At 59.6% G+C, this 23,221-nt stretch carries 20 protein-coding genes; 12 read left to right on the top strand and 8 right to left on the bottom strand.

Annotation, left to right across the window (positions count from 1 at the left end; genetic code table 11):
* Positions 1 to 34 precede the first annotated feature (34 nt).
* The 4 genes from ACP7DE_RS09090 (at position 35) to ACP7DE_RS09075 (ending at position 4,027) form a co-directional block, all read left to right on the top strand.
* The gene (locus ACP7DE_RS09090) at positions 35 to 1,387 is read left to right on the top strand and encodes a sigma-54-dependent transcriptional regulator (RefSeq protein WP_426071800.1); all 1,353 of its coding nucleotides are present in this window, start codon (positions 35 to 37) and stop codon (positions 1,385 to 1,387) included.
* Positions 1,377 to 2,624, top strand: coding sequence for a sensor histidine kinase (locus ACP7DE_RS09085; protein WP_426071799.1), 1,248 nt, complete (start codon positions 1,377 to 1,379; stop codon positions 2,622 to 2,624). The genes ACP7DE_RS09090 and ACP7DE_RS09085 overlap by 11 nt, the downstream gene beginning before the upstream one ends.
* 181 nt (positions 2,625 to 2,805) lie before the next feature.
* Complete coding sequence (locus ACP7DE_RS09080; RefSeq protein ID WP_426071798.1) at positions 2,806 to 3,675, top strand: head GIN domain-containing protein; 870 nt, start codon at positions 2,806 to 2,808, stop codon at positions 3,673 to 3,675.
* Positions 3,676 to 3,745: 70 nt separating this feature from the next.
* Positions 3,746 to 4,027 (top strand): YkgJ family cysteine cluster protein, encoded by a 282-nt coding sequence (locus tag ACP7DE_RS09075; RefSeq protein WP_426071797.1) that lies wholly within the window; start codon positions 3,746 to 3,748, stop codon positions 4,025 to 4,027.
* A 22-nt stretch (positions 4,028 to 4,049) separates the two neighbouring features.
* On the opposite strand, the gene ACP7DE_RS09070 is transcribed toward ACP7DE_RS09075, so the two are convergent.
* Positions 4,050 to 5,033, bottom strand: coding sequence for a DUF5655 domain-containing protein (locus ACP7DE_RS09070; RefSeq protein ID WP_426071796.1), 984 nt, complete (start codon positions 5,031 to 5,033; stop codon positions 4,050 to 4,052).
* Positions 5,034 to 5,264: 231 nt separating this feature from the next.
* Here ACP7DE_RS09070 and ACP7DE_RS09065 point away from each other — a divergent pair, with 231 nt between their 5' ends.
* The 7 genes from ACP7DE_RS09065 (at position 5,265) to ACP7DE_RS09035 (ending at position 13,136) form a co-directional block, all read left to right on the top strand.
* Complete coding sequence (locus ACP7DE_RS09065; protein WP_426071795.1) at positions 5,265 to 6,035, top strand: DeoR/GlpR family DNA-binding transcription regulator; 771 nt, start codon at positions 5,265 to 5,267, stop codon at positions 6,033 to 6,035.
* A gap of 33 nt (positions 6,036 to 6,068) precedes the next feature.
* A complete protein-coding gene (locus ACP7DE_RS09060) occupies positions 6,069 to 7,217 on the top strand; it encodes an MFS transporter (protein WP_426071794.1) in 1,149 nt (382 codons plus the stop codon).
* A 168-nt stretch (positions 7,218 to 7,385) separates the two neighbouring features.
* Entirely contained in the window at positions 7,386 to 8,231 is an 846-nt protein-coding gene (locus ACP7DE_RS09055) for an undecaprenyl-diphosphate phosphatase (protein WP_426071793.1), read from the top strand.
* A gap of 6 nt (positions 8,232 to 8,237) precedes the next feature.
* Positions 8,238 to 10,061: a DNA helicase RecQ gene (gene recQ, locus ACP7DE_RS09050; protein WP_426071792.1), complete on the top strand. Its 1,824-nt coding sequence runs from the start codon at positions 8,238 to 8,240 to the stop codon at positions 10,059 to 10,061.
* The gene (locus tag ACP7DE_RS09045; RefSeq protein ID WP_426071791.1) at positions 10,058 to 10,543 is read left to right on the top strand and encodes a hypothetical protein; all 486 of its coding nucleotides are present in this window, start codon (positions 10,058 to 10,060) and stop codon (positions 10,541 to 10,543) included. The genes recQ and ACP7DE_RS09045 overlap by 4 nt, the downstream gene beginning before the upstream one ends.
* 39 nt (positions 10,544 to 10,582) lie before the next feature.
* Positions 10,583 to 11,560: a LysR family transcriptional regulator gene (locus ACP7DE_RS09040; protein ID WP_426071790.1), complete on the top strand. Its 978-nt coding sequence runs from the start codon at positions 10,583 to 10,585 to the stop codon at positions 11,558 to 11,560.
* 289 nt (positions 11,561 to 11,849) lie between these two features.
* Positions 11,850 to 13,136 (top strand): Glu/Leu/Phe/Val family dehydrogenase, encoded by a 1,287-nt coding sequence (locus ACP7DE_RS09035; protein ID WP_100874666.1) that lies wholly within the window; start codon positions 11,850 to 11,852, stop codon positions 13,134 to 13,136.
* A 93-nt stretch (positions 13,137 to 13,229) separates the two neighbouring features.
* Here ACP7DE_RS09035 and galE read toward each other — a convergent pair whose 3' ends face one another.
* Complete coding sequence (gene galE, locus ACP7DE_RS09030) at positions 13,230 to 14,249, bottom strand: UDP-glucose 4-epimerase GalE (protein ID WP_426071789.1); 1,020 nt, start codon at positions 14,247 to 14,249, stop codon at positions 13,230 to 13,232.
* A 150-nt stretch (positions 14,250 to 14,399) separates the two neighbouring features.
* Positions 14,400 to 15,080, bottom strand: a complete 681-nt coding sequence (trmB, locus tag ACP7DE_RS09025; RefSeq protein WP_426071788.1) for a tRNA (guanosine(46)-N7)-methyltransferase TrmB — start codon at positions 15,078 to 15,080, stop codon at positions 14,400 to 14,402.
* Between the two features lie 431 nt (positions 15,081 to 15,511).
* Here trmB and ACP7DE_RS09020 point away from each other — a divergent pair, with 431 nt between their 5' ends.
* On the top strand, positions 15,512 to 16,900 hold the full coding sequence (locus ACP7DE_RS09020; protein ID WP_426071787.1) for a DNA cytosine methyltransferase: 1,389 nt from the start codon (positions 15,512 to 15,514) through the stop codon (positions 16,898 to 16,900).
* Here the strand turns inward: ACP7DE_RS09020 and ACP7DE_RS09015 are convergent.
* From ACP7DE_RS09015 to ACP7DE_RS08995, 5 genes are all read right to left on the bottom strand, one after another.
* Positions 16,856 to 17,779, bottom strand: coding sequence for a hypothetical protein (locus ACP7DE_RS09015; RefSeq protein ID WP_426071786.1), 924 nt, complete (start codon positions 17,777 to 17,779; stop codon positions 16,856 to 16,858). The two genes, ACP7DE_RS09020 and ACP7DE_RS09015, sit on opposite strands and share 45 nt — an antisense overlap.
* Positions 17,779 to 20,130 (bottom strand): ATP-binding protein, encoded by a 2,352-nt coding sequence (locus ACP7DE_RS09010; protein WP_426071785.1) that lies wholly within the window; start codon positions 20,128 to 20,130, stop codon positions 17,779 to 17,781. Before ACP7DE_RS09010 ends, ACP7DE_RS09015 begins: the two co-directional genes overlap by 1 nt.
* Positions 20,131 to 20,706: 576 nt before the next feature.
* Positions 20,707 to 20,922 (bottom strand): hypothetical protein, encoded by a 216-nt coding sequence (locus ACP7DE_RS09005; RefSeq protein WP_426071784.1) that lies wholly within the window; start codon positions 20,920 to 20,922, stop codon positions 20,707 to 20,709.
* Positions 20,919 to 21,983 carry a phage portal protein gene (locus tag ACP7DE_RS09000; protein ID WP_426071783.1) on the bottom strand — a complete coding sequence of 355 codons (1,065 nt, stop codon included), beginning with the start codon at positions 21,981 to 21,983 and terminating at the stop codon, positions 20,919 to 20,921. The genes ACP7DE_RS09005 and ACP7DE_RS09000 overlap by 4 nt, the downstream gene beginning before the upstream one ends.
* The coding region (locus ACP7DE_RS08995) for a terminase large subunit domain-containing protein (protein ID WP_426071782.1) at positions 21,980 to 23,221 on the bottom strand (1,242 nt) is incomplete at its 5' end. The genes ACP7DE_RS09000 and ACP7DE_RS08995, both read right to left, overlap by 4 nt.

The raw sequence follows: 23,221 nt of genomic DNA, 5'->3' as shown, positions 1-23,221 counted from the left end.
AATGCGCCACCGACCGACGCTCACTATGCTCTCCATGGCCCACACCGCAGCCCACGTCCTGATCCTCGACGACGATATCGATGTCGCCTGCGCCGCACAGCTTTTGCTGCGGCGGCGCTACCGCGACGGCAAAATCGATACGCTGTGCGACCCTGCAGGCTTGCCCGCGCTGTTGGCCCGGGCGGTGCCGGACGTGGTGCTGCTCGACCTCAATTTCCAGCCCGGCCAGACCGATGGCGCACAAGGCCTGGCCTTGCTCGACTTGCTGCGCGCGCTGCCGCAACCGCCTGGCGTGATCGCCATGACGGCGTATGCCGATGTGCCGCTGGCCGTGGCGGCGCTGCAGCGCGGCGCCGGCGATTTCATCACCAAGCCCTGGGACAATGCGCGCCTGGCCGCCGCCGTCGAACAGGCGCTGGCGCGCCGCGCCGGCATGGCCATGCCAGGCACTGCTGCGCCGGACCTGATGGGCGATTCCCCGGCCATGCGCGAGCTGCGCGCGATGGTCGCCAGCGTCGGCCCCACCGAGGCAAACGTGATGGTGCTGGGTGAAAATGGCGTCGGCAAGGAACTGGTGGTGCGCGCCCTGCACCAGGCCTCACGCCGCGCCGCCGGTCCCCTGCTGTCGGTCGACATGGGCGCCGTACCCGAGGCAACCTTCGAAAGCGAATTGTTCGGCCACCGCAAAGGCGCGTTCACCGATGCCAAACATGAACGCGCAGGGCGCTTCCAGGCGGCGCGCGGCGGCTCGCTCTTTCTCGATGAAATCGGCAATCTGCCGCTGGCGGCGCAAGCCAAGCTGTTGACGGCACTGGAACGGCGCGAAGTGACGCCGCTGGGCGCCGACCTTCCGGAAGCAATCGACGTGCGCATCCTCAGCGCCACCAATGTCGATGAAGCACGGCTGTTCGATCCGGCCGTGTTCCGGCCCGACTTGCTGTTCCGTCTCAATACCATCGTGCTGCGCGTGCCGCCGCTGCGCGCGCGCCGCGACGATATCGCCATGCTGCTGCGGCATTACCTGGCGCACTACGAAAGCCAGTACCAGCGCCCCGCGCGCGCGCCTGCCGCGGAGGCGCTCGACTACCTGCAACAGCATGACTGGCCGGGCAATGTGCGCGCGCTGCGCCATGCCTGCGAACGTGCCGTCATCCTGGGGCGCGAAGTGCACTACACGTGCAGCGATTTCGGCCTGTTCGACGGCCACACCCAGGCGGCAGCGGCGCCCGCGACACCTGCCTATGCACGCCAGACGCTCGGCGCGCTGGAACGCGACGCCATCCACCGCACACTGGAACAGGTCGACGGCAATATCAGCCATGCGGCCAAGGCCCTGGGCATCAGTCGCGCCGCGCTGTACCGCAAGCTGAACAAACATGGCATCTGAGCGCAGCCTCAAGACGACGGCCAGCGCCAGCATCGCCGCCATGCTGGCGCTGGCCGGCGGCGCCGGCTATTTTTTCGCACTGGCGTCGCCGCGTCTGAGCGTGCTGTGCCTGCTGCTGGCCCTACCGCCAACGTGGCTGCTGTGCCGCTGCCTGCAACGCCTCGCGCCGCGCTTGTCGCGCCAAGAACCGGCGATGGCAGGGGCCATGGCGGCGGCAGCGCCGCCAACGCCCGATGAAGAATCGCTGAGGGCACTCGAAGCCTGTCTCGAACATGCGCCCATTGCCCTGTTCCGTATCCAGAACGGCACCGTGGAACGCAGCGTGACGCCACTCAATGCATGCGCTCGGCGCCAGTTGGCGCCAGGGCATGCGAGCGTACCGCAGCGATGGCAGCAACTGCTGGCGGCGCAACCGCCCGGCCAGCGCCGCCTGCTCAGTTTTGACACGGAGCGGGGTGTGGAACGGGTACTGGTGGCAGTGGCGGCGCTGACGCTGCAAGGGGCACCGCAGCACCTGGCCGCGCTGATGCCGGTGGAAAGCGAACTGGAAGCCGAAGCGCTCAATGCCTGGCGCGAACTGGTACAAGTGCTGACGCATGAAATCATGAATTCGCTGACGCCCGTCGCCTCGCTATCGCGCACGGCCTGCGACCTGCTGGCGGACGTGCGCCCCCTGCTGCCGCAAGACATCCATGCCGACCTGGCCACGGCGCTCGACGCCATCGCGCGCCGCGCCGCCAGCCTGGCCGATTTCGTGGCCAGCTACCGCAGCCTGTCCAACGTGCCCGCACCGCAGCCCGAAACGGTGCGCCTCGAACACCTGTTCCAGCGCCTGGAAGCCCTGCTGGCACCGGCCTGGCAGGCGCGCGGTGGCACGGCGGCATTTTCCGTCGAACCGGCATCGCTGGAAGTACGCATCGATGCAGGCCAGCTGGAACAGGCGCTGATCAATCTGCTCAAAAATGCCGCCGAAGCCACGCACGATATTGCCGCGCCGCGCGTCACGGTCAGCGCCCGCCTGAGCCGGGGCGCGCGCCTGCGCATCGAGGTGCGCGACAATGGCCATGGCGTGCCCGATACGCTGGCCGCGCACATTTTCATGCCGTTTTTCTCGACCAGAAAGCAGGGGCGCGGCATCGGCCTGGCACTGGTGCGCCACCTGGCCCATGCCAACGGCGGCACCTTGCGCCATGCGCGTCCAGTCGGTGCCGGCGCCTGTTTCCTGCTCAGTTTTTAAGGTGGACGCCGCCGCGTCCAGTACATGCGCCTGCAGTTCAACCCGCGTTTTACGCAGTTCATCGCATTTCCCTTCTAGCCAGCATGCCGCTTTGCTATCTTGTCATCGACAGCACGGCAGCCGCGGCGCGGCAGCCGGCTTTTTTCTTGTCCGGAACTACAACAATCATAAAGGAAACACCATGCGTACCTTGCTGGCCCTGTGCTGTGCCGTTGCCCTTGGCGGTTGCGCCATCGTCATCAACCCCAACGATGGCGAAGTGCGCTATGCCGACGCGGGTGGCAATGCCATCCAGGGCAACGAGCAAGTGAGCCGCGACGTGCGCCAGGTCAGCACCATCAACACGCTCGACATCGACAGCATGAAGCGCATCGATATGAAAATCGATGTGCGCTTCGGGCCGGCAACCTCACTGGTGATCGAAGCGGACAGCAATCTGCAGCCGCGTATCCATAGCGAAGTGAGCGGCAATACCCTGCGCATCTGGAGCGATACGAACATTCGCAGCAGCAATGGCATCCACGTCATTTATACGACGCCGCAATTGAAGAAGATCAATATTTCCGGCTCTGGCCGCCTGGTGGCCAGTGGTTTCAATGGCGAAGATTTCAGCCTGGAGCAGCGCGGTTCGATGAAGAGCGAATTGTCGGGCACGGTGGGACGCTTCGATGTGGCCAACAATGGCTCGGGCAGCATCAACGCGGCGGCCCTCATCAGCGGCAACACGGACGCGGTGCAGAACGGTTCGGGCAACATCCAGCTGGGCAGCGTGCGCGGCGAACGCATCAACGTGGCCGTCAACGGCTCGGGCAGCATCAACGCCAGCGGCACCGTGCAGCGCCTCGATGCCAACGTGAATGGCTCGGGCGATATCAACCTGGCCGCCCTGCGCAGCGACGTTGCCTATCTGGCGAGCAATGGTTCCGGCGACATCGATGTCACCGTCCAGAATGAAGTCAACGCCCGCGCCAGCGGCTCCGGCCGCATCACCGTGCATGGCGATCCTGCCCGCCGCACCCTGTCAGGCAAGCGCGTCAGCATCGTGCGCTAATCGCGCTCCTGGCACAGCACGGGGGCCGGCTTGTTATACTGTCGGCCCCTGTCCCTTTTCACTCACCGCCATGCCGTCCCCCGCCGTTTCCCTGGCATGCCGCCCATCCTGCGGCGCCTGCTGCACCGCACCGTCCATCACCAGCCCGATTCCCGGCATGCCGAATGGAAAGCCTGCAGGCGTGCGCTGCGTGCAGCTGGCCGACGACAACCGTTGCAAGATCTTCGGGCGGCCGGAGCGGCCCGCCTTTTGCGGCGGCTTGCAGCCATCGGCAGACATGTGCGGTACCAGCCGCGAACATGCCATCCGCTGGCTGGACGAACTGGAACAGGCAACGACACCGCACAACTGATACGCGCACAGGCCACCATCGGCTACGTTTTCACACCACGCTGACCTGCATACGCGGCAAAAATGAATGGCTTTGCCGCATCAAGTTCCGCGAGCGTGCTGATGCTGATCTCTAGGTTACCCGTGCCCCAATGCCCGATGGCCGTCACGTCACGCGCTTTTGGCAGGACGTGCACTACGGGAGCCGGGTCGATGTGCAAATACAGCGCGAGGCAGTTCTTCTTGTGTATCACCACCGTCGCAAAGTTCTTCAACCGTTTGAAAGCCAGGTACAAGCGCAGCTCTTTACGTTCAACATCATCGCCCAGCGACATCGTGTAATCCTCCAGCGAGGCCAACAACTGACGCATGGGTTCCGACAAACCTGCCAACACTTCCACAAATGCTCTGTCTGGTCCCGTCGGCTTGTTCATGCCCACCTCGGCGGGTCCAGCAGCCATGGTGTCCAAGCTGGCTGGCGCCGATGTCTGCCGCTTGGCAGGGCCTTTCTTTGTTGCTGGATCCATGCCGGCGCTGGCGGACTCAAGCAGAAGCAGGTCCTCTGCAAATCGGCGATAGCGGATAAGTTCGATCGTCCGGCCTATCTGCTGGACGGCATGGCTATCGAACTTGGTAAAGTCAGCTGCAATGCAAATCACCCGCGGCGCGCTCCAATCGATGGCCTCCGATGCCAGCTTGCCCAGCTTGTCGAGGACCAGCAGTTGAAAGTCGGCCTGATGGTCCATCAACCAGTCCAGGTAGTACAAGCCTTGATTGATGACATTTTCACCAACCGACCGTTTGTACTCAAGAATGACCGGGCAATTGTTCTCATCCAATCCAAGGGAATCGATGCGGCCGGCATGCGTCTTGCCGGTCGAATACTCGCTCGCCAGAAAACGGATGCTCAGCAAAGTATCGAGGTTTGCCTCGATCAGGGTCTGCAATGGTTTTTCCAGGTCCGATGCGCTACCTTGCAGTTCCTGGGCTTGGCCATGGGCCAACTTGAAAAGTTTAATGTCGCTCATCCGTCTGTTTCCCTTATTCCTTGGCAAGCAAACACCAAGGTGCATCAAGATATCGGCGATGAGCATAAACGTAAATTTATCTTTTTTGCAAATTGATTTGCAACAGGGATACGGTGGGCAGTCCCTGCCCGCTCCGATCCTGAGCACGATACCCGCATCAGGTAAACGTTGACGAACTTTGCACGTTTACGTATATTTATGCGCATTCATGCACGTTTAAAAAATATACCCATGTCCGCCACCTTGCTCCTCAAACAGCGCCACGCGCTGATCCAGCAACAATTGCACGCCGACGGCCGCGTGCTGGCGCTGGACCTGGCGCGCCAGCTCGACGTGTCCGAAGATACGATACGGCGCGACCTGCGCGAGATGGCGGCGGCCGGCCTGTGCCAGCGCGTGTATGGCGGCGCCCTGCCGCTGGCGCCTGATGGCGGCAGTTTGACGCAGCGCAAACAGGAAGCGCCGGAACGCAAGGCGCGCCTGGCGCAGGCCGCCGTTTCCCTCGTGCGCGCGGGCCAGGTGCTGTTTCTCGATGCAGGTTCAACCAACCTGGCCATCGCCAGCGCCTTGCCAGAGTTAGTGCTCACTGTCGTCACCAACGCGCCAACCATTGCCATGGCGCTCATGGAACGCCCGGAAATCGAACTCATCATGGCGGGTGGCAGGGTCGACCGCCGTGCCGGTGCCAGCCTGGGCCCGCAGGCGCTGCGCACCGTCGAGCGCATGCGTCCCGACCTGTGCTTCCTGGGCGCCTGCGGCGCCGATGCGGAAGCGGGCGTAACGGCGTTCAACTACGACGAGGCCGAATTCAAGCGCAGCATCGCCGGCGCCAGCAAGGCCGTCGTCGTCGCCGTCACCAGCGACAAGCTGGGCACGGCCGCCCCCTTCGGCGTGCTGGCCACGGGCTTGCTGCAGCACCTGGTGCTCGAAGCCGATGCCGAAGCGGCCCACATTGCCGCCTTCGAACGACTGGGCGTGCAGGTATTGCGCGCCCGCGCCTGACTTTATCCACCCCGACTCTCGAAAAGCTCTCCCATGCATCTCACCGGCACCCTGCAACAACGCGCTACACGGCTGGTGTTCTTCGCCGCTGGCCTCGGCATGGCCGCCTGGGCGCCCCTGGTTCCCTACGCAAAGTCGCGCCTGGGCCTCGATGAAGCCACCCTCGGCATCTTGCTGCTGTGCCTGGGCGCCGGCTCGCTGTGCGCCATGCCGTTTACGGGCATGCTCGCGGCCCGCTTCGGCTGCCGCAAGGTCATCGTCGGCGCCGGCCTGCTGCTGACCGCCATCCTGCCCGGCCTGGCGCTGGCCGCCACACCGCTGCAACTGGGCCTGGTGCTGCTGGTGTTCGGCGCGGCCATGGGCACGTTCGACGTGGCCATCAACATCCAGGCCGTGATCATCGAAAAAGCCAATGGCGGCGCCATGATGTCGGGTTTTCATGCGCTGTTCAGCGTGGGCGGCTTTGCCGGTGCGGCTTGCATGGCCCTGCTGCTGTGGCTGGGCCTGACGCCGGCCTGGTCCTGCGTGGTGGTGATGCTGCTGCTGTGCGGCGTGCTGGGTGCGGCGCAAGGCCATCTGCTGCCGACGGCATCCAACTCGGGCGAAAAGACCCCGCTGTTCGTCATGCCGCATGGCGCCGTCATTTTTATCGGCTTGCTGTGCTTTATCGTCTTCCTGGCCGAAGGCGCGATTCTCGACTGGAGCGCCCTGTTCCTCACCACCACGCGCGGCGTGGAAGAAGCCAAGGGCGGCCTCGGCTACGCCGCCTTCGCCATCGCCATGACAGTGGGCCGCTTCACGGGCGACAAGGTAGTCAGCCGCTTTGGCGGCAAGCGCGTGCTCACTTTCGGCGGCTTGTTTGCAGCAGCAGGCTTCTTCCTGGCCGTGCTGGCGCCGCACGCCAGCCTGGCCATGGCAGGCTTCGTGCTGATCGGCCTGGGCGCGGCGAACATCGTGCCCATCCTGTTCACGGCCGCAGGCAACCAGCGTGCCATGCCGGCCAGTTTGGCGGTGGCGGCCATCACCACCATCGGCTATGCCGGCATCCTGGCCGGTCCGGCGGTCATCGGTTTCGTGGCGCACGCCACCAGCCTGAATATCGCCTTCGCCATGCTGGGTGCCGCCCTGCTGCTGGTGGCGGCCAGCGCGCGCCTGGTAGCGCCGGCAAAACAGGTATCCTGATCCCTCCTCCTGCCTGGCGGACGGTGCTAAAAAAGCGCCGCCCGCCAGCGCCCAAATAAGGTCGGTAAGCCTCCGGCATGGTAAGCTTCGACCCCGCGCACATTGCTGGCGCCACGCACTCACCCCATCCTGTCACTTATATTCGTACTTATACCCTTTTATACATCTATGGATCTCATTCTTGCGTTAAAAGCCATCATCATGGGGCTGGTCGAAGGTTTTACCGAATTTTTGCCGATTTCTTCCACGGGGCATTTGATCCTGGCCGGCAGCCTGCTCGACTTTACCAAGGATGTATCAAAGGAAGTCATGGATGTCTTCGAGATCGCCATCCAGGCCGGCGCCATCCTGGCCGTCTGCTGGGAGTACCGCCAGCGCATCGGCAGCGTGCTGTCCACTTTCAGCACCGAGGTCAAGTCGCGCAAGTTCGTGCTGAACGTGGCCATCGCCTTCCTCCCGCTGGCCGTTATCGGACTGGCGATTGGCAAGATGATCAAGCATGCGCTGTTCAAGCCCGTGCCCGTGGCCATGGCCTTCATCATCGGCGGCATCATCATCTTGCTGGTGGAACGCCGCGCGCGCGCCAATCCCGTCACCGTGCGCGTCAACTCGGTCGATGAAATGACTGCGCTCGACGCATTGAAAGTGGGCTGCGCGCAGGCGTTCGCGCTGATTCCCGGCACCAGCCGTTCCGGCTCGACCATCATCGGTTGCATGCTGCTGGGCCTGTCGCGTAAGACGGCCACCGAATTCTCGTTCTTCCTGGCCATCCCCACCCTGCTGGCGGCCACCTTCTACTCGCTGTACAAAGCGCGCGACATCCTCTCGGCCACCGACGTGCCCTTGTTCGGCCTGGGCACCGTGGCCGCCTTCATCTCCGCCTTCCTGTGCGTGCGCTGGCTGCTGCGCTATATCAGCTCGCACGACTTCACGTTTTTTGCCTGGTACCGCATTGTGTTTGGCTTGCTGGTCCTGGCCAGCGCCCACTACGGCTGGGTTGTTTGGGCAGAATAAGGCACTATGAATCAAGATCTTAACCAGCGCGCGCTGCACCTGCTGCAAACCGTTTTCGGCTATCCCGCCTTCCGCGGCCAGCAAGCCGACATCGTCGACCACGTCAGCCATGGCGGCGATGCGCTGGTACTGATGCCCACGGGCGGCGGCAAGTCGCTGTGCTATCAGATTCCGGCCCTGCTGCGCGACGGCGTCGGCGTCGTCGTTTCGCCATTGATCGCGCTGATGCAGGACCAGGTGGACGCGCTGGAGGAAGTCGGCGTGCGCGCCGCCTTCCTCAATTCCACGCAAACCTACGAAGAAGCAAGCCGCATCGAGCGCCTGGTACGCACGGGCGGCATCGACGTCGTCTACGTGGCGCCCGAGCGCCTGATGACGCAACGTTGCCTGGATCTGTTCCAAGCCTCGAAGATATCCCTGTTCGCCATCGACGAGGCGCATTGCGTGGCCCAGTGGGGCCACGACTTCCGCCCCGAATACATCAAGCTGTCAGTGCTGCACGAGCAGTTCCCGGACGTGCCGCGCATCGCGCTCACGGCCACGGCCGACCCGCAGACGCGCGCCGAAATCGCCCTGCGTTTGCAGCTGGAAGACGCGCGCCAGTTCGTCTCGTCCTTCGACCGCCCGAACATCCGCTACCAGATCGTGGAAAAGGCGAACGGCCGCAAGCAGCTGCTCGATTTCATCAACACCGAGCACACAGGCGACTGCGGCATCGTCTACTGCCTGTCGCGCAAAAAGGTTGAAGAGACGGCGGAATTTTTGAACCAGAGCGGCATCCGCGCCCTGCCGTATCACGCCGGCATGGAATACGCCAAGCGCAGCGCCAACCAGTCGCGCTTCCTGCGCGAAGAAAACATCGTCATGGTCGCCACCATCGCCTTCGGCATGGGCATCGACAAGCCCGACGTGCGCTTCGTGGCGCATCTGGATCTGCCGAAAAGCATCGAGGGCTATTACCAGGAAACGGGCCGCGCGGGCCGCGACGGCATGGCCGCCAATGCCTGGATGGCGTACGGCTTGCAAGACGTGGTGCTGCAGCGGCGCATGATCGACGAATCGGAGGCGGACGACACCTTCAAGCGCGTGCTGGGCGTGAAACTCGACGCCATGCTGGGCCTGTGCGAAACGCTCAGCTGCCGCCGCATGCGCTTGCTCGAATACTTCGGCGAACCGGCTTCGCCGTGCGGCAATTGCGACACCTGCTTGGTGCCGCCCGTGTCGTTCGACGGCACGGTGCCCGTGCAAAAACTGCTGTCGGCCATCTACCGCGTCGACCAGCGCTTCGCTGGCGGTCACGTGATCGACGTGCTGCGCGGCGTGGAATCGGAACGCATCAAGACCTGGCACCACGATTCACTCTCCGTCTTCGGCATCGGTTCGGACCTGGGTGAAGCGGAGTGGAAGTCGATCCTGCGCCAGGCCATCGCGCTGGGCCTCGTCTCGGTCGATCATGAACAATACAGCTCGCTGAAATTGACGGACGCCTCGCGCCCCGTGCTCAAGGGCGGCCAGAAAGTGCAGCTGCGCCAGTACCAAAAACCGGTGAAAACCAGCAAGCGCAGCACCAGCGTGGCGAAGGGCTATGTCGAGACGGATTTGTCGAGCAGCGAACAGGCGATCTTCGACAAGCTGCGCTGGTGGCGCGTGGAGACGGCGCGCACGCACAATGTGCCGGCCTACGTGATTTTCGTCGACGCCACCCTGCGCGAAATCGCCAAGGCCAAGCCTACCTCGCTGGAACAGATGCGCGGCGTGAGCGGCGTGGGCGAGAAAAAACTCGCCTCGTACGGCGATGATATCGTCGCCATGATCCTGGAGATGATGTGATGGAAGCCCTCTCGTCCGACCTGATCTATCAGGCCGTGAAAATCCTCGGCGCCCAGCCCGACGCCAACGACGCGGTGGAAGCGCAAGTCCGTGCCCTGGTAGGCGACGACCTCACCATGCGCCGCCTGGCCGACGTGGTGCCGGAAGCCTTCGGCCTGGTGCTAGCTTCGCACCTTCCCGGCGCCGAAAACATGACCTTGCCCGACACCTTCCGCGCCCAGGACGAGGACGGCGAATGGGTGGCGTTCCCCATGCGCCGCGAACCGATCTTTGTCGTCGCCCTGGACATCGCCCAACACACCTTTCACAACGGCCCGCGCGCGCTGATGAAAAACCTGGCAGACCGCAGCTCTTTGTTGTCGGCCATCAGCAATGCCCTGAACGCGGGCGGCTCGCTCGATGGCACGACTTTGGGCCCACCGTCCTTCTTCGGCCTGCCCGCCGCGCTGTACCGGCCCGTGGCATCGATTGACACGCCCTGACCACATTGCCTCTGCCCTTGATAAGAGAACGATCCTGCGATGGAAACCAAATGGCTGGAAGACTTCATCTCGCTCGCTGAAACGCATAACTTCAGCCGTTCCGCGGCCCTGCGCCACGTCACCCAGCCGGCATTCTCGCGGCGCATCCAGTCGTTGGAAAACTGGCTCGGCATCGACCTCGTCGACCGTACCTCCTACCCCACGCGCTTGACGCCGGCCGGCGCCGTGTTCTACGAGCAGGCGCTGGAAATGCTGGGGCAAATCAACGGTGTGCGCGCCCTGTTGCGTGGCAAGCGCGCGGCCACGCAAACGAGCGTCGACTTCGCCGTGCCGCACACCCTGTCGCTGACTTTCATGCCGAAGTGGCTGACGGCCCTGGAAGACGGTTTTGCGCCGATCAACAGCCGCCTGATGGCCCTGAACGTGCACGACGCCGTGCTGCAACTGGTCGACGGCGGCTGCGACCTGCTGCTGTGCTATCACCACCCGCGCCAGCCGGTGCAGCTGGACCCGGGCCGCTACGACATGCTGGTGATGGGCCGCGAAACCCTGCGCGCGTATGCGCGCTGCGGCCAGGACAAGGTGCCGGATTTCGTCCTGCCCGGCAGCGCCAAGGAACCGCTGCCGTTCCTCTCCTACACCAGCAATGCCTACCTGGGACGCATGGTGGAATTGCTGGTGGCCGATGCCAAGGCGCCCCTGTTCCTGGAAACCTGCTACGAAACGGACATGGCCGAAGGCCTCAAAATGATGGCGCTGGAAGGCCGCGGCATCGCCTTCCTGCCGGAATCGGCCGTCATGCGCGACGTCAAATACAAGCATCTGGCGCGCGCCGATGGCGGCGCGCCGGGCTGGGAAATCGAGCTGGAAATCCGTTTGTACCGCGAACGCCCGTCAAGCCTGCGTCCCGGCAAGCAGATCGTCGAAAGCCTGTGGCAATACCTGGTGCAGGCGCAGGATGCCAAGGCGCGCGCCGGCAAGCGCCGCAAACGCGCCATCGAGACCGCCCCATCCTGACTGGCAATCCTGGCAACATAACTATGCAATAAATGCATAACCGGATGCGCACAAAGCATTGGCCGGGGCATGAGGCTATCGCCTACGATGCGGTTCCGCTGCGCGCAACTCAATTGGGTGCGCCTACCACAGCATTTTTGAATGCCAGGAGAAATCGTAGCGAGCGGCAGTGATTTGTGGCCGAGAAGCGCAGCTGTACGAAGGTACAGCGAGCATCGCCGGCCGCAAAGCACGACGCGCAGTAGATTTTTCGGCATTACACCACCGTTTTGTCAGGAGCTTATCAAGCATGACCAGCAAGCACGCACTTCCTTCCTACCTCAATCCTGAAGACCTGGGCCCATGGGGCGTCTACCTCGAGCAGATCGACCGCGTTACGCCTTACCTGGGTAACCTGTCACGCTGGGTGGAAACGCTGAAGCGTCCAAAGCGCATCCTGACGGTCGACGTGCCTATCGAGCGCGATGACGGCACCATTGCCCACTACGAAGGCTACCGCGTGCAGCACAATCTGTCGCGCGGCCCGGGCAAGGGCGGCGTGCGCTTCCACCAGGACGTGACCTTGTCGGAAGTGATGGCCCTGTCGGCCTGGATGACGGTCAAGAATGCAGCGGTCAACGTGCCATACGGCGGCGCCAAGGGCGGTATCCGTGTCGATCCGAAGACCCTGTCGCGCAACGAACTGCAGCGCCTGACGCGCCGCTACACGAGCGAGATCAGCATGATCATCGGACCGAACAAGGATATCCCTGCACCGGACGTCAACACGAATGAACAAGTCATGGCGTGGATGATGGACAGCTACGCCATGATCGGCGGCAATATGTCGACCGGCGTGGTAACGGGTAAACCGATCTCGCTGGGCGGCAGCCTGGGTCGCCGCGATGCGACGGGCCGCGGCGTGTTCGTCGTCGGTTGCGATGCGGCCGCCAAGGTCGGCATGTCGCTCGAAGGCGCGAAAGTCATCGTGCAAGGTTTCGGCAACGTGGGCGGCGTCGCTGCACGCATGTTCGCTGAAGCCGGTTCGAAAATCGTCGCGGTACAAGACCACAAGACCACCGTGGTGCATGCCGGCGGCTTGAACATCCCGCAATTGCTGGCACACGTGGCCGAAGTGGGCAGCGTCGAAGGCTTCCCGGGCGCCGAGGCATTCGTGCCACGCGAAGATTTCTGGGGCATCGATTGCGACATCCTGATCCCGGCCGCTTTGGAACAGCAAATCACGGCCGAACGCGCACAAGTTATTCGCGCGAAGATCATCCTGGAAGGCGCCAATGGCCCGACCCTGCCGGCAGCGGACGACATCCTGACCGACCGCGGCGTGCTGATCGTGCCGGACGTGCTGGCCAACGCCGGTGGCGTGACCGTCAGCTATTTCGAGTGGGCACAGAACTTCTCGAGCTTCTTCTGGACCGAAGAAGAAATCAACAGCCGCCTGACCCGCATCATGCGCGAAGCGTTCGATTCAGTATGGCAAGTGTCGCAAGAGAAGAAAGTGTCGATGCGTACCGCCACCTTCATCCTGGCGTGCACCCGTGTTCTCCAGGCTCGCGAAGTACGCGGCTTGTATCCTTAATAGCTGCTTTTGACGCCATTGGGTTGATGGCGCTCTAAAAAAAATCCCGCCACACTTGCGTGTGAGCGGGATTTTTTGTATCTGCGGACTTTTTTACGCCGCGTAGCCTTGCGGGTTCTGGTGCTGCCAGCGCCAGTGGTCAGTGCACATGTCGTCGATGGTTTTCTGCGCTTGCCAACCCAGCAATTCCTTCGCCTTGGCGGCCGAGGCGTAGCAGCTGGCGATGTCGCCGGGGCGGCGTGGCACGATGTCGTAGGGTACCTTGCGGCCGCTGGCGGCTTCGAAGGCGCGCACGGTATCGAGCACGCTGTAGCCGTGGCCCGTACCCAGGTTGACGGTAAAGCCGCCCTCGGTGGAAAACAGGCGGTTCAACGCGGCAACATGGCCCAGCGCCAGGTCGACCACGTGGATGTAGTCGCGCACGCCCGTGCCGTCCGGCGTATCGTAGTCGTTGCCGAAGACGGCCAGGCGCTCGCGGCGGCCCACGGCCACCTGGGCGATGAAGGGCATCAGGTTGTTCGGGATGCCGGCCGGATCTTCACCGATCAAGCCGCTGGCATGCGCGCCCACCGGATTAAAGTAGCGCAGCACGCCGACTAGCCATTGGGCATCAGCATGCACAAGATCGGCCAGGATCTGCTCGACCATCAGCTTGGAGCGGCCGTATGGGTTGGTCACGGACAGACGCGACGATTCCAGGATCGGCAAGGCTTCCGGGTAGCCATACACGGTGGCCGACGAGCTGAAGACAAAACGCTTCACATTCGCCGCCGCCAGCACTTCCAGCAGCGCCACGGTGCCCGTCACATTGTTGTCCATGTACATCAGCGGCTGCGCCACAGATTCGCCCACGGCTTTCAAGCCCGCGAAATGGATCACGGCATCGATGGCGTGCTCGCGCAAGACGGTGGCCATGGCCACACGGTCGCGCACGTCAGCCTCATAGAAAGGCACGCTTTTGCCGGAGATACGCTCCACGCGCGCCATCGCTTCGCGCGCGCTGTTGCATAGATTATCCACCGCGACCACATCAAAGCCGGCAGCTAGCAATTCGACGCACGTATGCGAGCCGATGAAACCGGATGCGCCGGTCACGAGTATTTTCTTGGACATAATATCGATCAATGCAAAAAAGATAAGCCTACCGTAATTCACCCGCCTTGCCTAGCCAGTGCACGCTAACGCGCGCATTAAAAAAACCTGCGGCGTCGCCGCGGCAGGCTTGTTCTCGTGCAAACGGCACAGGTGGACAAACCGCCAGGTTTATTTCTTGATGAACACCAGATCCCACACGCCATGACCCAGCTTCAAGCCACGGTTTTCAAATTTCGTCAGTGGACGGTACGCCGGCTGCGGCGCATAACCATCGGCGCTGTTGTGCAACTGCGGCTCGGCGCCCAGCACGTCCAGCATTTGCACCGCGTAATCTTCCCAATCGGTGGCGCAATGCAGATAGCCACCCGGCGCCAGGCGATCAGTCAATTGCTTGACGAACGGCGACTGGATCAGGCGGCGCTTGTTGTGGCGCGCCTTGTGCCATGGATCGGGGAAATACACGTGGATACCGGCCAGCGAATTGGCAGGAATCATGTGCGTCAGCACTTCCACGGCATCGTGCTGCAGCAAGCGCAGATTCTCCAGCGACTCTTCGCCGATCAGTTTCAACAGGCTGCCGACACCGGGCGTATGCACTTCGACGCCGATGAAATCCTTCTCCGGCATGGCCTTGGCGATATGCGCAGTCGTCGCCCCCATGCCAAAACCGATTTCCAGGATGACCGGCGCCTTGCGGCCGAACACCTGCTCGAAGTCCATCGGTTGCTTGGCGAAAGGCAACAGGAACTGCGGCCCCAAGGCCTCAAGCGCGCGCGCCTGCGCGACAGACAGCCGTCCCGCGCGGGTCACGAAGCTGCGGATGCGGTGTTCGGTCGGATCGTACATCATCGGCCGCGCCGGGCCGTTTGTTGGAGTATCAGAAGACATGGGAATGGAGAAATAAGTGGCCGCGCCACATCAAACCAGGCGCCAGCGAAAAATGGAGCGGGTGAAGGGAATCGAACCCTCGTCGTAAGCTTGGGAAGCTCGACAAGGAACTCAACAACCATGCGGGCTTACGGCCCGTTTCTGCTCCGCAAAGGTGACATTATAGCAGTCGCACAAGCGGCCATACATGCGGTGTATTTTGTGCTTGTGGAGCAATCTATTCAAGCGAACAGTGCCGATAGTACCAATCTACAGACTGCACCTCTGATTTAACTGATAGTGTCGGACGCGTGCCCTCGCCGCGCGAATGACCTAGCGGCTAGATCAGAGATATGCGAATGTCGCATGCGTGCCTCTTGGGAGCACGGACGCCTTAAAATAGAAGCTTTCAGATGGAAATAACGCTACTTCCGGCCTGGCTAACCGGCGCTGTTGCGGGCATAATTAGAGGGTTCCAAAAACTAAAAGAAATGCAACTAATGCCGAGATCATCCGTCAAACCCCTAACGTTCATTGATGCCTTTGCAGGCTGCGGCGGTCTTTCCCTCGGATTGATGCAAGCTGGCTTGACCGGCCGCTTTGCAATCGAGCGTGACAAATTTGCTTTCTCGACTCTTAAGGCAAACCTCATGGGGAAAGATTCTCGGTACAAATACGCTTGGCCGCGCTGGCTTCCTAAAGAACCAGTTGGAATTGTCGAACTTCTGCATGACTACCGAGAAAAGCTCGAGGAGCTTTCAGGGACTGTTGACGTGCTAGTAGGTGGGCCGCCATGCCAGGGGTTTTCCGCTGCGGGGCGCCGGCAGCATGACGATCCGCGTAATCAGTTATTTGCGTCGTATTTGAACTTAGTCGATATTATTAAACCTAAAGCGGTCCTAATAGAAAATGTTCGCGGATTCACCCAGAACTTCGTTGATGGAGATGAAGTCAAGAATTTTTCTCAAGCTTTGAAGGAGCGGCTTTCTGGTGCTTATAGAGTCCATGAAAAATTACTCAATCTCTCGATCTTCGGCGTGCCGCAGGCTCGGACGCGCTACTTCATCCTCGCACTACGTTTAGATTTGAATGCACCAGATCCCTTCGTGCACCTTCAAAGCCGACTACCTAACTTTTTGCGCTCACTCCGACTGACTGCACCAGTCTCCTCGGGAGCCGCCATCTCTGATCTAGAAGTCAGTCGTAATGGAACACGGCTGTCGAATGAAAGCAAAGGTTTCCAAGAGACATGTTATTCTGGCCCGCTCACCCGTTACCAAAAACTAATGAATGCAGGCTGTGATGTTCCCACCGACTTGCGTCTGGCACGTCATGCGGAAGAAATATCTGGACGTTTTAGGGCGATTATTGACCTCAGTCATGCAGAAGGTCGTCTGAACACCAGTATTGGCGCAGAAATGCGCGCGCGCTTCGGTCTAAAGAAAATGGCTTTGCGTGTGCTGGACCCAGATCGTCCATCCCCCACAATTACTAGCATGCCTGATGACTTACTCCACTACTCAGAAGCACGCACGCTCACGGTTAGAGAGAACGCTAGACTCCAATCTTTTCCAGATTGGTATTCATTCCAGGGAAAATACACCACGGGCGGCCATCGCCGCAAGCTGGAGGTTCCTCGTTTTACACAAGTGGCAAATGCTGTGCCGCCACTTGTAGCGCGTGCCATCGGTAAGACCCTGACGGAACTCCTTAAAAGTGGGCAGGCAGGCACTGCCGCCACTACAATCAGCGAGCCATCATTGTTGCATGGCGCTTACCAGACTCCGAAAGTCTGCTCGTAGAGTTAATATCAACTTCCGAAGTTCTCGCATCTCATTAATGTCAACGGATTTACCTGTGTTGTCCACCACACTATCGGGTTTGCCGTGAGGAACTAAAACTTGATGTCCAAGAGTATTCCTACCATCTACAACGCCGTCGCGATAGGCTTTAACGGTATCGGCGCTAGAAGCGTGGGCCGCAAAGGAATCCATGCCAAGAATGTTCGCTAGCATTCGCAGACGATCGTCTGAAGTGAAAAGCATGTGAGCCTTAAATAAACTTTCCATACTTGGCGCGGCCTGCAATTTTTCGCTGCGTTTAGTCAGATCCTTTACTTTGGCCATCACGCGCTTCATGGCCTCCCCCCAAAATTTAGACTTACCAGGATCATCCAACTGTCCATAAGCCAAGGTTAAACAAAGTTGCACCATGTAATCAATGTCACTCGTTGCCCCCATGACTATACCGCGTGTGTGGTCTAAATCAAGAACCTTCTTAATCAAGGACTCGAAAACGCCGATCACTTCGTCAATTAAACCGTCTCGACCGGCACAGTAGACTCCCTCAAGTTTCCTTTCATACGCTTTTTCTCGTAGTTCAATAACCGTAGCCTGCCCAGAATAAAAGACGACGTCTTTGTATTGTACAATTTGTCGAATACGTTCGATCGCATCTTCGCCGTGCGTATTATTTCCGAGATCCCAATCTACCAGAATCAAATCCACTTCATCAGTAAAGACATCTTCAGATATAACTGACTCAACCTCCTCAATTGTTCTACAAAAACGAGGTTTAAATTCGAAACCCTCTGCCCCCATTTTTAAACCAATGCTTTTGCTTTGCGCCAATATCCGGTCTGGCTGATCGTCCACCCACAAGACATTAAAATCAAGCCTCATTATTTTTTCCCCTTAGCGGCAATCTTAATAACAAAAGCTAGGCCTTTTTTTGTATCTTCTTCTAGTTCGATACTGCCCCCCATTTCGCCCAAAGCTTGTCGAACATGATATAAACCCAGACCTGATCCCTGTGTGGTTGTATAGCCCATCTCAAAAATTTGCGATCTATTTGTACCTAACGCAAGGCCTCGTCCATTATCGCTAACATGAATCGTTAATCCACTTTTATCTTCACGAGTTAAAACAAAATTAATTTTAGACGCCTTAGCCTTTCGTGCATTACTAACTAGATTATCTACAATAATAGAAGCATCGATTGGATTAAAGCGTAATTTTAGGCCAGGATGATTGTTCTCCACAGATATCTGCAAACGAGCACTACCAGTAGTGCGGGCAATCTGTTCTATATAGTCGTAGATAAAGGCCGCCAAATCTGTTTCAATCTTCTCTGAGTCAAGTTTAAAAGTTGCTTTTGCTGCAAATTTAGTAACTGACATCACCTTTCTATTGAGGAAAGCCATCTGTTCTAAAGTTTTAAGAACAGTGTCACGAGAAATCGTTTTTTGACCTGCGGTTTCAAGCAGAAAGTTTTCAATTTGCTGTGCAATATCCACAGCATAAATCGTCACTTGATGATGCAAATTTAGGATAGTTGCTGAATCAACGTTAACAAAGGTTTCTAAGAAATGCGTACGCCGCCTTTCAGTTTCAATCTCTGCTTCTGCCACGGTTGCCCGAAGATTTGCAGCTTCTGCGACAGCTAGGGCCTTGTCCGCGACACGTCGGGCATCGGCCTCAGATTTTTTTAAATCATCGAAACGACGTTCGGCGATATCAAGTCGTTCAAGCATCTTTACGTCGGCCGTTTTTTCGGCGATTGCGCGTAGACTAACAAGCGAGGTTTCGAAATCACCCGAGCGCTCGTTGATTAAATCGACAAGATTTTTGCTGTAATCAATCAGTCGCACTTTCTCGTTATCAACAAGGTTCGCGACGGCGGCAGTCACGCGGGCGCGTCCAGGGTCCGTCATCAGTCGGGAAAGATCGTCTGTGTTTGCATCAGGCTTATCGACCCAGGACACAGGAACCACATACTTCTCTAAACGCTTCAGGCAATGTTCCATTACTGCCCTGTGCAGCTGCTCAACTGCGGGCGTCTCAATTAGACCTTGATTGCGGCTCGATGCTTCCTGGAAATCTTCATCTGATCCGGAAACGTCTACGCGACCGATGACTTCACGAGACCCCAGAAAACGGGCGTAGCCCTGTTGTTTTCGTCGATTAAAGCCAAACCAGTCATCTCCATCCTCGCCGATAGGGAAAACTCTGAAGTTGTTTCTAAAAAGAAAAACTGAACCAAACTGTACAGAAGGCAAACCGACACGTCGTGCAAAAGTCGTCTTAGCCGACAAATTTAGATAATAAATTTCGCACTTGAAGTCTGCTTCGGCGAGATGCTGATAAGGGTTTGGTTCGGCAATTTTGTAAATTACTTCACCCCGATCAGTCAGCGTCGTGTACAGCTCATCACCTTCGATTGTCACTCGAATAAATGTAGTTTTATCCTGTAGAGTTGTGAAAATAAAATTGCCGATTTGACCGTTGACGATGTCTCTAGAGAGCGGCACTTCTCCAGATTTAGCGAACGAAGCACCAAGTCGCTGATCCTCTGCCACTTCGAATGGCGCTGTGATGTCAATGCTAAAGCCGTCTGTCTGTTCACCGAACGGGTTTATGAGCTTAGCTAGCGAAGCTTTCAGATCCAAAATACGCTGGCGCGGCCACGGCCGTCGAAGCCGCTGGATAGTAACAGCGGTTCCATGTGTAAGCGTTGACTCAAATTTATGAAGTTCGCTAGGAAGTTGGAACCCATCCTGTTCGAAGTAATGAACGGGGACATTTTCGAAACGCTCCTTCTCATCCTTCTCGAAGAGTTCCCAATCAACATCTAGCCGATGAACCTTCTTAGCAGTGCCCTTGGGGCGGCTTTGTAGTATTACCTCTTCGCCCAGGCGATCAGAAGAAAATCGACCGATACCTTTGCTACCAGCATAATTCCGACGATCTGCCGCAAGATTGCGGAAGTCATCTGGAGAGCGATTTCCGCGTTTGGAAGAGTAGGCAACGAACAACCACTTATCTGTAAGGTCTGCATAAGACATGCCCGTTCCGTTATCCGCAATCACAATCGAATCATTTCCGAAATACAGCTGTACGCAGTCTGCACCGGCATCGAAGGAGTTCTTGACTAACTCGAAGATCGCTACCTCATCGTCGGTGATGAGCTCTCGACCTAGCACGCGTTTCAGTCCAGTACTTACATCAAAGTGCAAATTATTTTGAGTAGCCAAATCCGTTTTCCCTATTATTTGATCAAGGTAACTGCTTGTATGGCATTTTTTTCAACCAGTTGCGGATTGTAACTTCACTCTAGCACTACGGATATAGTTTGCGGTGGCAAGCCAATAAAATTCATGTTTTTATATCTTGGCACAACCGTTTTGACCACATTCCTGAGATTTAGTACTACGCGTCTACCAACCCAACGCGCACGTAGGTGCTGGATACAAGCCGACCTATCGTGTCTAGCAAGACATCTTCACCACTCTCTCTGAGAAAGAAAGATGGCTCAAAGTGCGTCAAAATGCGCCAAATCGCATGCCCCCTCTTCGCCCCGCCGCCCCAGTCCTCATGCGCCTTCGGCCACGGCGCAAATTTGAGTCAAAAGAGCCCTATATAGCGGGCAGGTGTGGAGGGGGGACAACTGCGCGCGCCGGGCCGAAATGGTCTTTTTTCTTGCTTCTGGTGCAACATCAATCGTCGGGACGTGAAAAAGCCGCCTCATGGGCGGCTTGTACGGTGGCTGGGGCGCTCCGGCGTGGCGGGACTGTCGCGGCCCTACCCTGCCGGCTATCGCGGCGTGGCGCTCATCCTGGGCGGCCGGCGCGGGCCTTCGCCGCCTGTTCCTTGTCGTAGTCATCGCGGCAATCCACATTGCAGAACAGCAGCGCCGGCGCCAGCGCATCGTCGCAGTAGTGGCAGCAGCCGTGCGCCACCAAGGCGGACCGGCCGCGCACGGCAGCCAGTCCGCACGCCACCTCGGCGAAGATGATCTTGTCGGTGTTGTCGATATGGTCGCTCATTGCGCTGTCTCCTTGCCCAGGCCCAGGTCATACGGCGCGAACTTCACCACTTCCACGCCCGCCCACTCGTTGATGGCCATGAACTGCGCCTGCAGGGGAACCAGCTCGTTGCGGGCGAAAACGCGCGCGGCCGGTTCCACCGCGCCGAAGCCGCCAGCATTGTTTGGCAGGATGCCCATGAGCTGCGGCGGCACGCGGTGCGCGGCCAGCTGGTCGTCGCGCGTCACGCTCTTGATGTTGAAAAACTCGTCCTTGGCGGCCACGTCCGACACGGGCAGGATCTGGATGCCGTCCTTCTTGCCGTTCGGCGCGTACATGAACAGGTTGCGGAAATTGCCCGGCCCCTTGCTGTCGCGCATGGCCTGGCGCAGGTTGTCCACGTCCTGCGTGTTGGCGGCGGCGTCCGTCATGTAGAACACGAAACCGGCGTGCGAGCCGTTCTTGTAGTACTTGCGACGGAACAGCGTGGCCGCCTCGTTGAGCCAGGCCGATTGCAGCGCGCTCAGGTACTGCGGCACGCCGTACAGCTCCTGATTCACGTCCGGTTCCATCAGGTGGAACACGCGGCCCTTGTCGAACTGGTGCACGGCCTGGTAGCCGTTGACGAAAAAGTAGGTATCCAGATCGACGCCGCGCCGCATGTACTTGGCCAGCGAATGCTGGTACGCCAGCGCCTTGCCGCTGCGGCTGGGCCGGTCTTCCAGGTAGGCATTGCCAAACGTCAGGAAGTCCAGGGCCATGCGCTTGAAGGCATCGCGCGACAGGTACTTGCTGGGAATCAGGGTGGACGCCAGCACGTTGGCCTTGAAGTGGATGGCGCTGCTGTGGTGCACGCCCGCGTTAAACGACTTGGCCAGGCCGGCCAGGTTGACGGGCGGCTCATACCAGTGGCCGTTCTTCCAGCATTCGAAGCAGTCGAGAATATCGGCGTGCTCGAGCACGGGCGTGGGGTCGCCGAAGGAAAACGCCTCGATGCCGGCGGCGGCCGGCGCCGTGGCCGCTGTTGATGGCGCGCCTTGGGCCTGCTGGCCGCGCGCGCGCAAGTGTCGTGCTTTGCTCAAGAATAAATCTCCATGAAAGAGTGGTGGTTGTCGGTGGTGCCTTCGAAGGGCTCGTGATCGAGGGCGTGCATGCAGGCCCACGCCAGGTCGGCGTGGCCGGTTTCATCGCTGCGGCCGGCGACATAGGTCACGTGCCGCCCGCTGGGGGTAAGGGTCTTGTGGATCGCCATGAACGATTGCGCGATGTCCGTCCAGCCGGCGTCGAATTCCAGCCGGCCCTTGCTGATGATGTTTTTGGCCTTCAAAACCATGCGGGTTTTGACTTCGGGCGAGTAGTTGAGGGGCGTGACGGCCGGGAAGAAGCCGCGCACGATCGGCAGCACTCCGATGCCCATGCCCGTGGTATCGATGCCGATGTATTCGACGTTGTAGCGCTGGGTCATCTGGCGGATGGCGTCGGCGTGATCTTCGAAACTCTGCCCGCGCCACTGGTGGCGCTCCAGGATGCGGAACTTGCCGCCGGCCGTCATGGGCGGCGCCAGCACCACGCAGCCGGCGCTGTCGCCGTTCAAGGCCGGGTCGTAGCCGATCCACACGGGCCGGTTGCCGAACGGGCGCAGGCCCAGCAAGGGCTTGTAGTCGTCCCACTCCACCCAGGAATCGACCATGCAACGCTGCAGCTCGGCCAGGGGAAAGACCGAGGCCGAGTCGTCAATAAAATTGCACATCAGCAGGTTGTCGAACTGGTCGGGGCTGTATTCGAAGTTGCGCAGCTCGTCGATGTCGAACAGGTTGCAGCCGCCGCGCTCGGCGTCCAGGATGGTGACGATCTGGCGCCAGATTTTGTCTTCGCCAGTAAAGCCCGACGACAGGCGGCCGTGGCTCACGTCGATATTCACCTGGTCGGCCTTGGCGCGGCGCTTGTTGAACAGCTCGCCCGTCCAGAACGGATAGGCCTGATGCGTGGTCGAGGATGGCGTTGAAAAGTAGGTTTTGCGCCACTTCTTGTGGATGGCCATGCCCGAGGCCACCTTGTTCAACTCCTGGAAATTCTGCGTCCAGAAGAATTCATCAAAGTAGAAATTGCCGTGGTAACCCTGCGCCGTGCGCGCATTGGTGCCCAGGAAGTACAGGTGCGCGCCGTTCGGCAGCACGATAGGGTCGCCCGTCAGCTCGATGCCGGCCGCCTCGCGCGCGAATTGCACGATGTATTGCTTGAAGACGTGCGCCTGGCTCTTGGAAGCGGACAGGAAGATCTGATTGCGGCCCGTTGCCATCGCGTCGGCCAGTGCCTCGCG

Origin of the sequence: Janthinobacterium sp. DSP2-3-3 (assembly GCF_049897325.1) — a bacterium.
Taxonomy (GTDB): Bacteria; Pseudomonadota; Gammaproteobacteria; order Burkholderiales; family Burkholderiaceae_D; genus Janthinobacterium.
Note: the sequence above shows the minus strand (reverse complement) of the source record. Positions and strands in the feature narration are given on the sequence as shown.

Bases quoted from the DNA above. Each gene is read 5' to 3' on its own strand.
- ACP7DE_RS09090 (WP_426071800.1), top strand. From the start codon at position 35: ATGGCCCACACCGCAGCCCACGTCCTGATCCTCGACGACGATATCGAT.
- ACP7DE_RS09085 (WP_426071799.1), top strand. From the start codon at position 1,377: ATGGCATCTGAGCGCAGCCTCAAGACGACGGCCAGCGCCAGCATCGCC.
- ACP7DE_RS09040 (WP_426071790.1), top strand. From the start codon at position 10,583: ATGGAAACCAAATGGCTGGAAGACTTCATCTCGCTCGCTGAAACGCAT.
- ACP7DE_RS09015 (WP_426071786.1), bottom strand. From the start codon at position 17,779: ATGAGGCTTGATTTTAATGTCTTGTGGGTGGACGATCAGCCAGACCGG.
- recQ (WP_426071792.1), top strand. From the start codon at position 8,238: ATGAATCAAGATCTTAACCAGCGCGCGCTGCACCTGCTGCAAACCGTT.
- ACP7DE_RS09070 (WP_426071796.1), bottom strand. From the start codon at position 5,033: ATGAGCGACATTAAACTTTTCAAGTTGGCCCATGGCCAAGCCCAGGAA.
- ACP7DE_RS09055 (WP_426071793.1), top strand. From the start codon at position 7,386: ATGGATCTCATTCTTGCGTTAAAAGCCATCATCATGGGGCTGGTCGAA.
- trmB (WP_426071788.1), bottom strand. From the start codon at position 15,080: ATGATGTACGATCCGACCGAACACCGCATCCGCAGCTTCGTGACCCGC.
- ACP7DE_RS09035 (WP_100874666.1), top strand. From the start codon at position 11,850: ATGACCAGCAAGCACGCACTTCCTTCCTACCTCAATCCTGAAGACCTG.
- ACP7DE_RS09020 (WP_426071787.1), top strand. From the start codon at position 15,512: ATGGAAATAACGCTACTTCCGGCCTGGCTAACCGGCGCTGTTGCGGGC.
- ACP7DE_RS09065 (WP_426071795.1), top strand. From the start codon at position 5,265: ATGTCCGCCACCTTGCTCCTCAAACAGCGCCACGCGCTGATCCAGCAA.
- galE (WP_426071789.1), bottom strand. From the start codon at position 14,249: ATGTCCAAGAAAATACTCGTGACCGGCGCATCCGGTTTCATCGGCTCG.
- ACP7DE_RS09005 (WP_426071784.1), bottom strand. From the start codon at position 20,922: ATGAGCGACCATATCGACAACACCGACAAGATCATCTTCGCCGAGGTG.
- ACP7DE_RS09060 (WP_426071794.1), top strand. From the start codon at position 6,069: ATGCATCTCACCGGCACCCTGCAACAACGCGCTACACGGCTGGTGTTC.
- ACP7DE_RS09080 (WP_426071798.1), top strand. From the start codon at position 2,806: ATGCGTACCTTGCTGGCCCTGTGCTGTGCCGTTGCCCTTGGCGGTTGC.
- ACP7DE_RS09075 (WP_426071797.1), top strand. From the start codon at position 3,746: ATGCCGTCCCCCGCCGTTTCCCTGGCATGCCGCCCATCCTGCGGCGCC.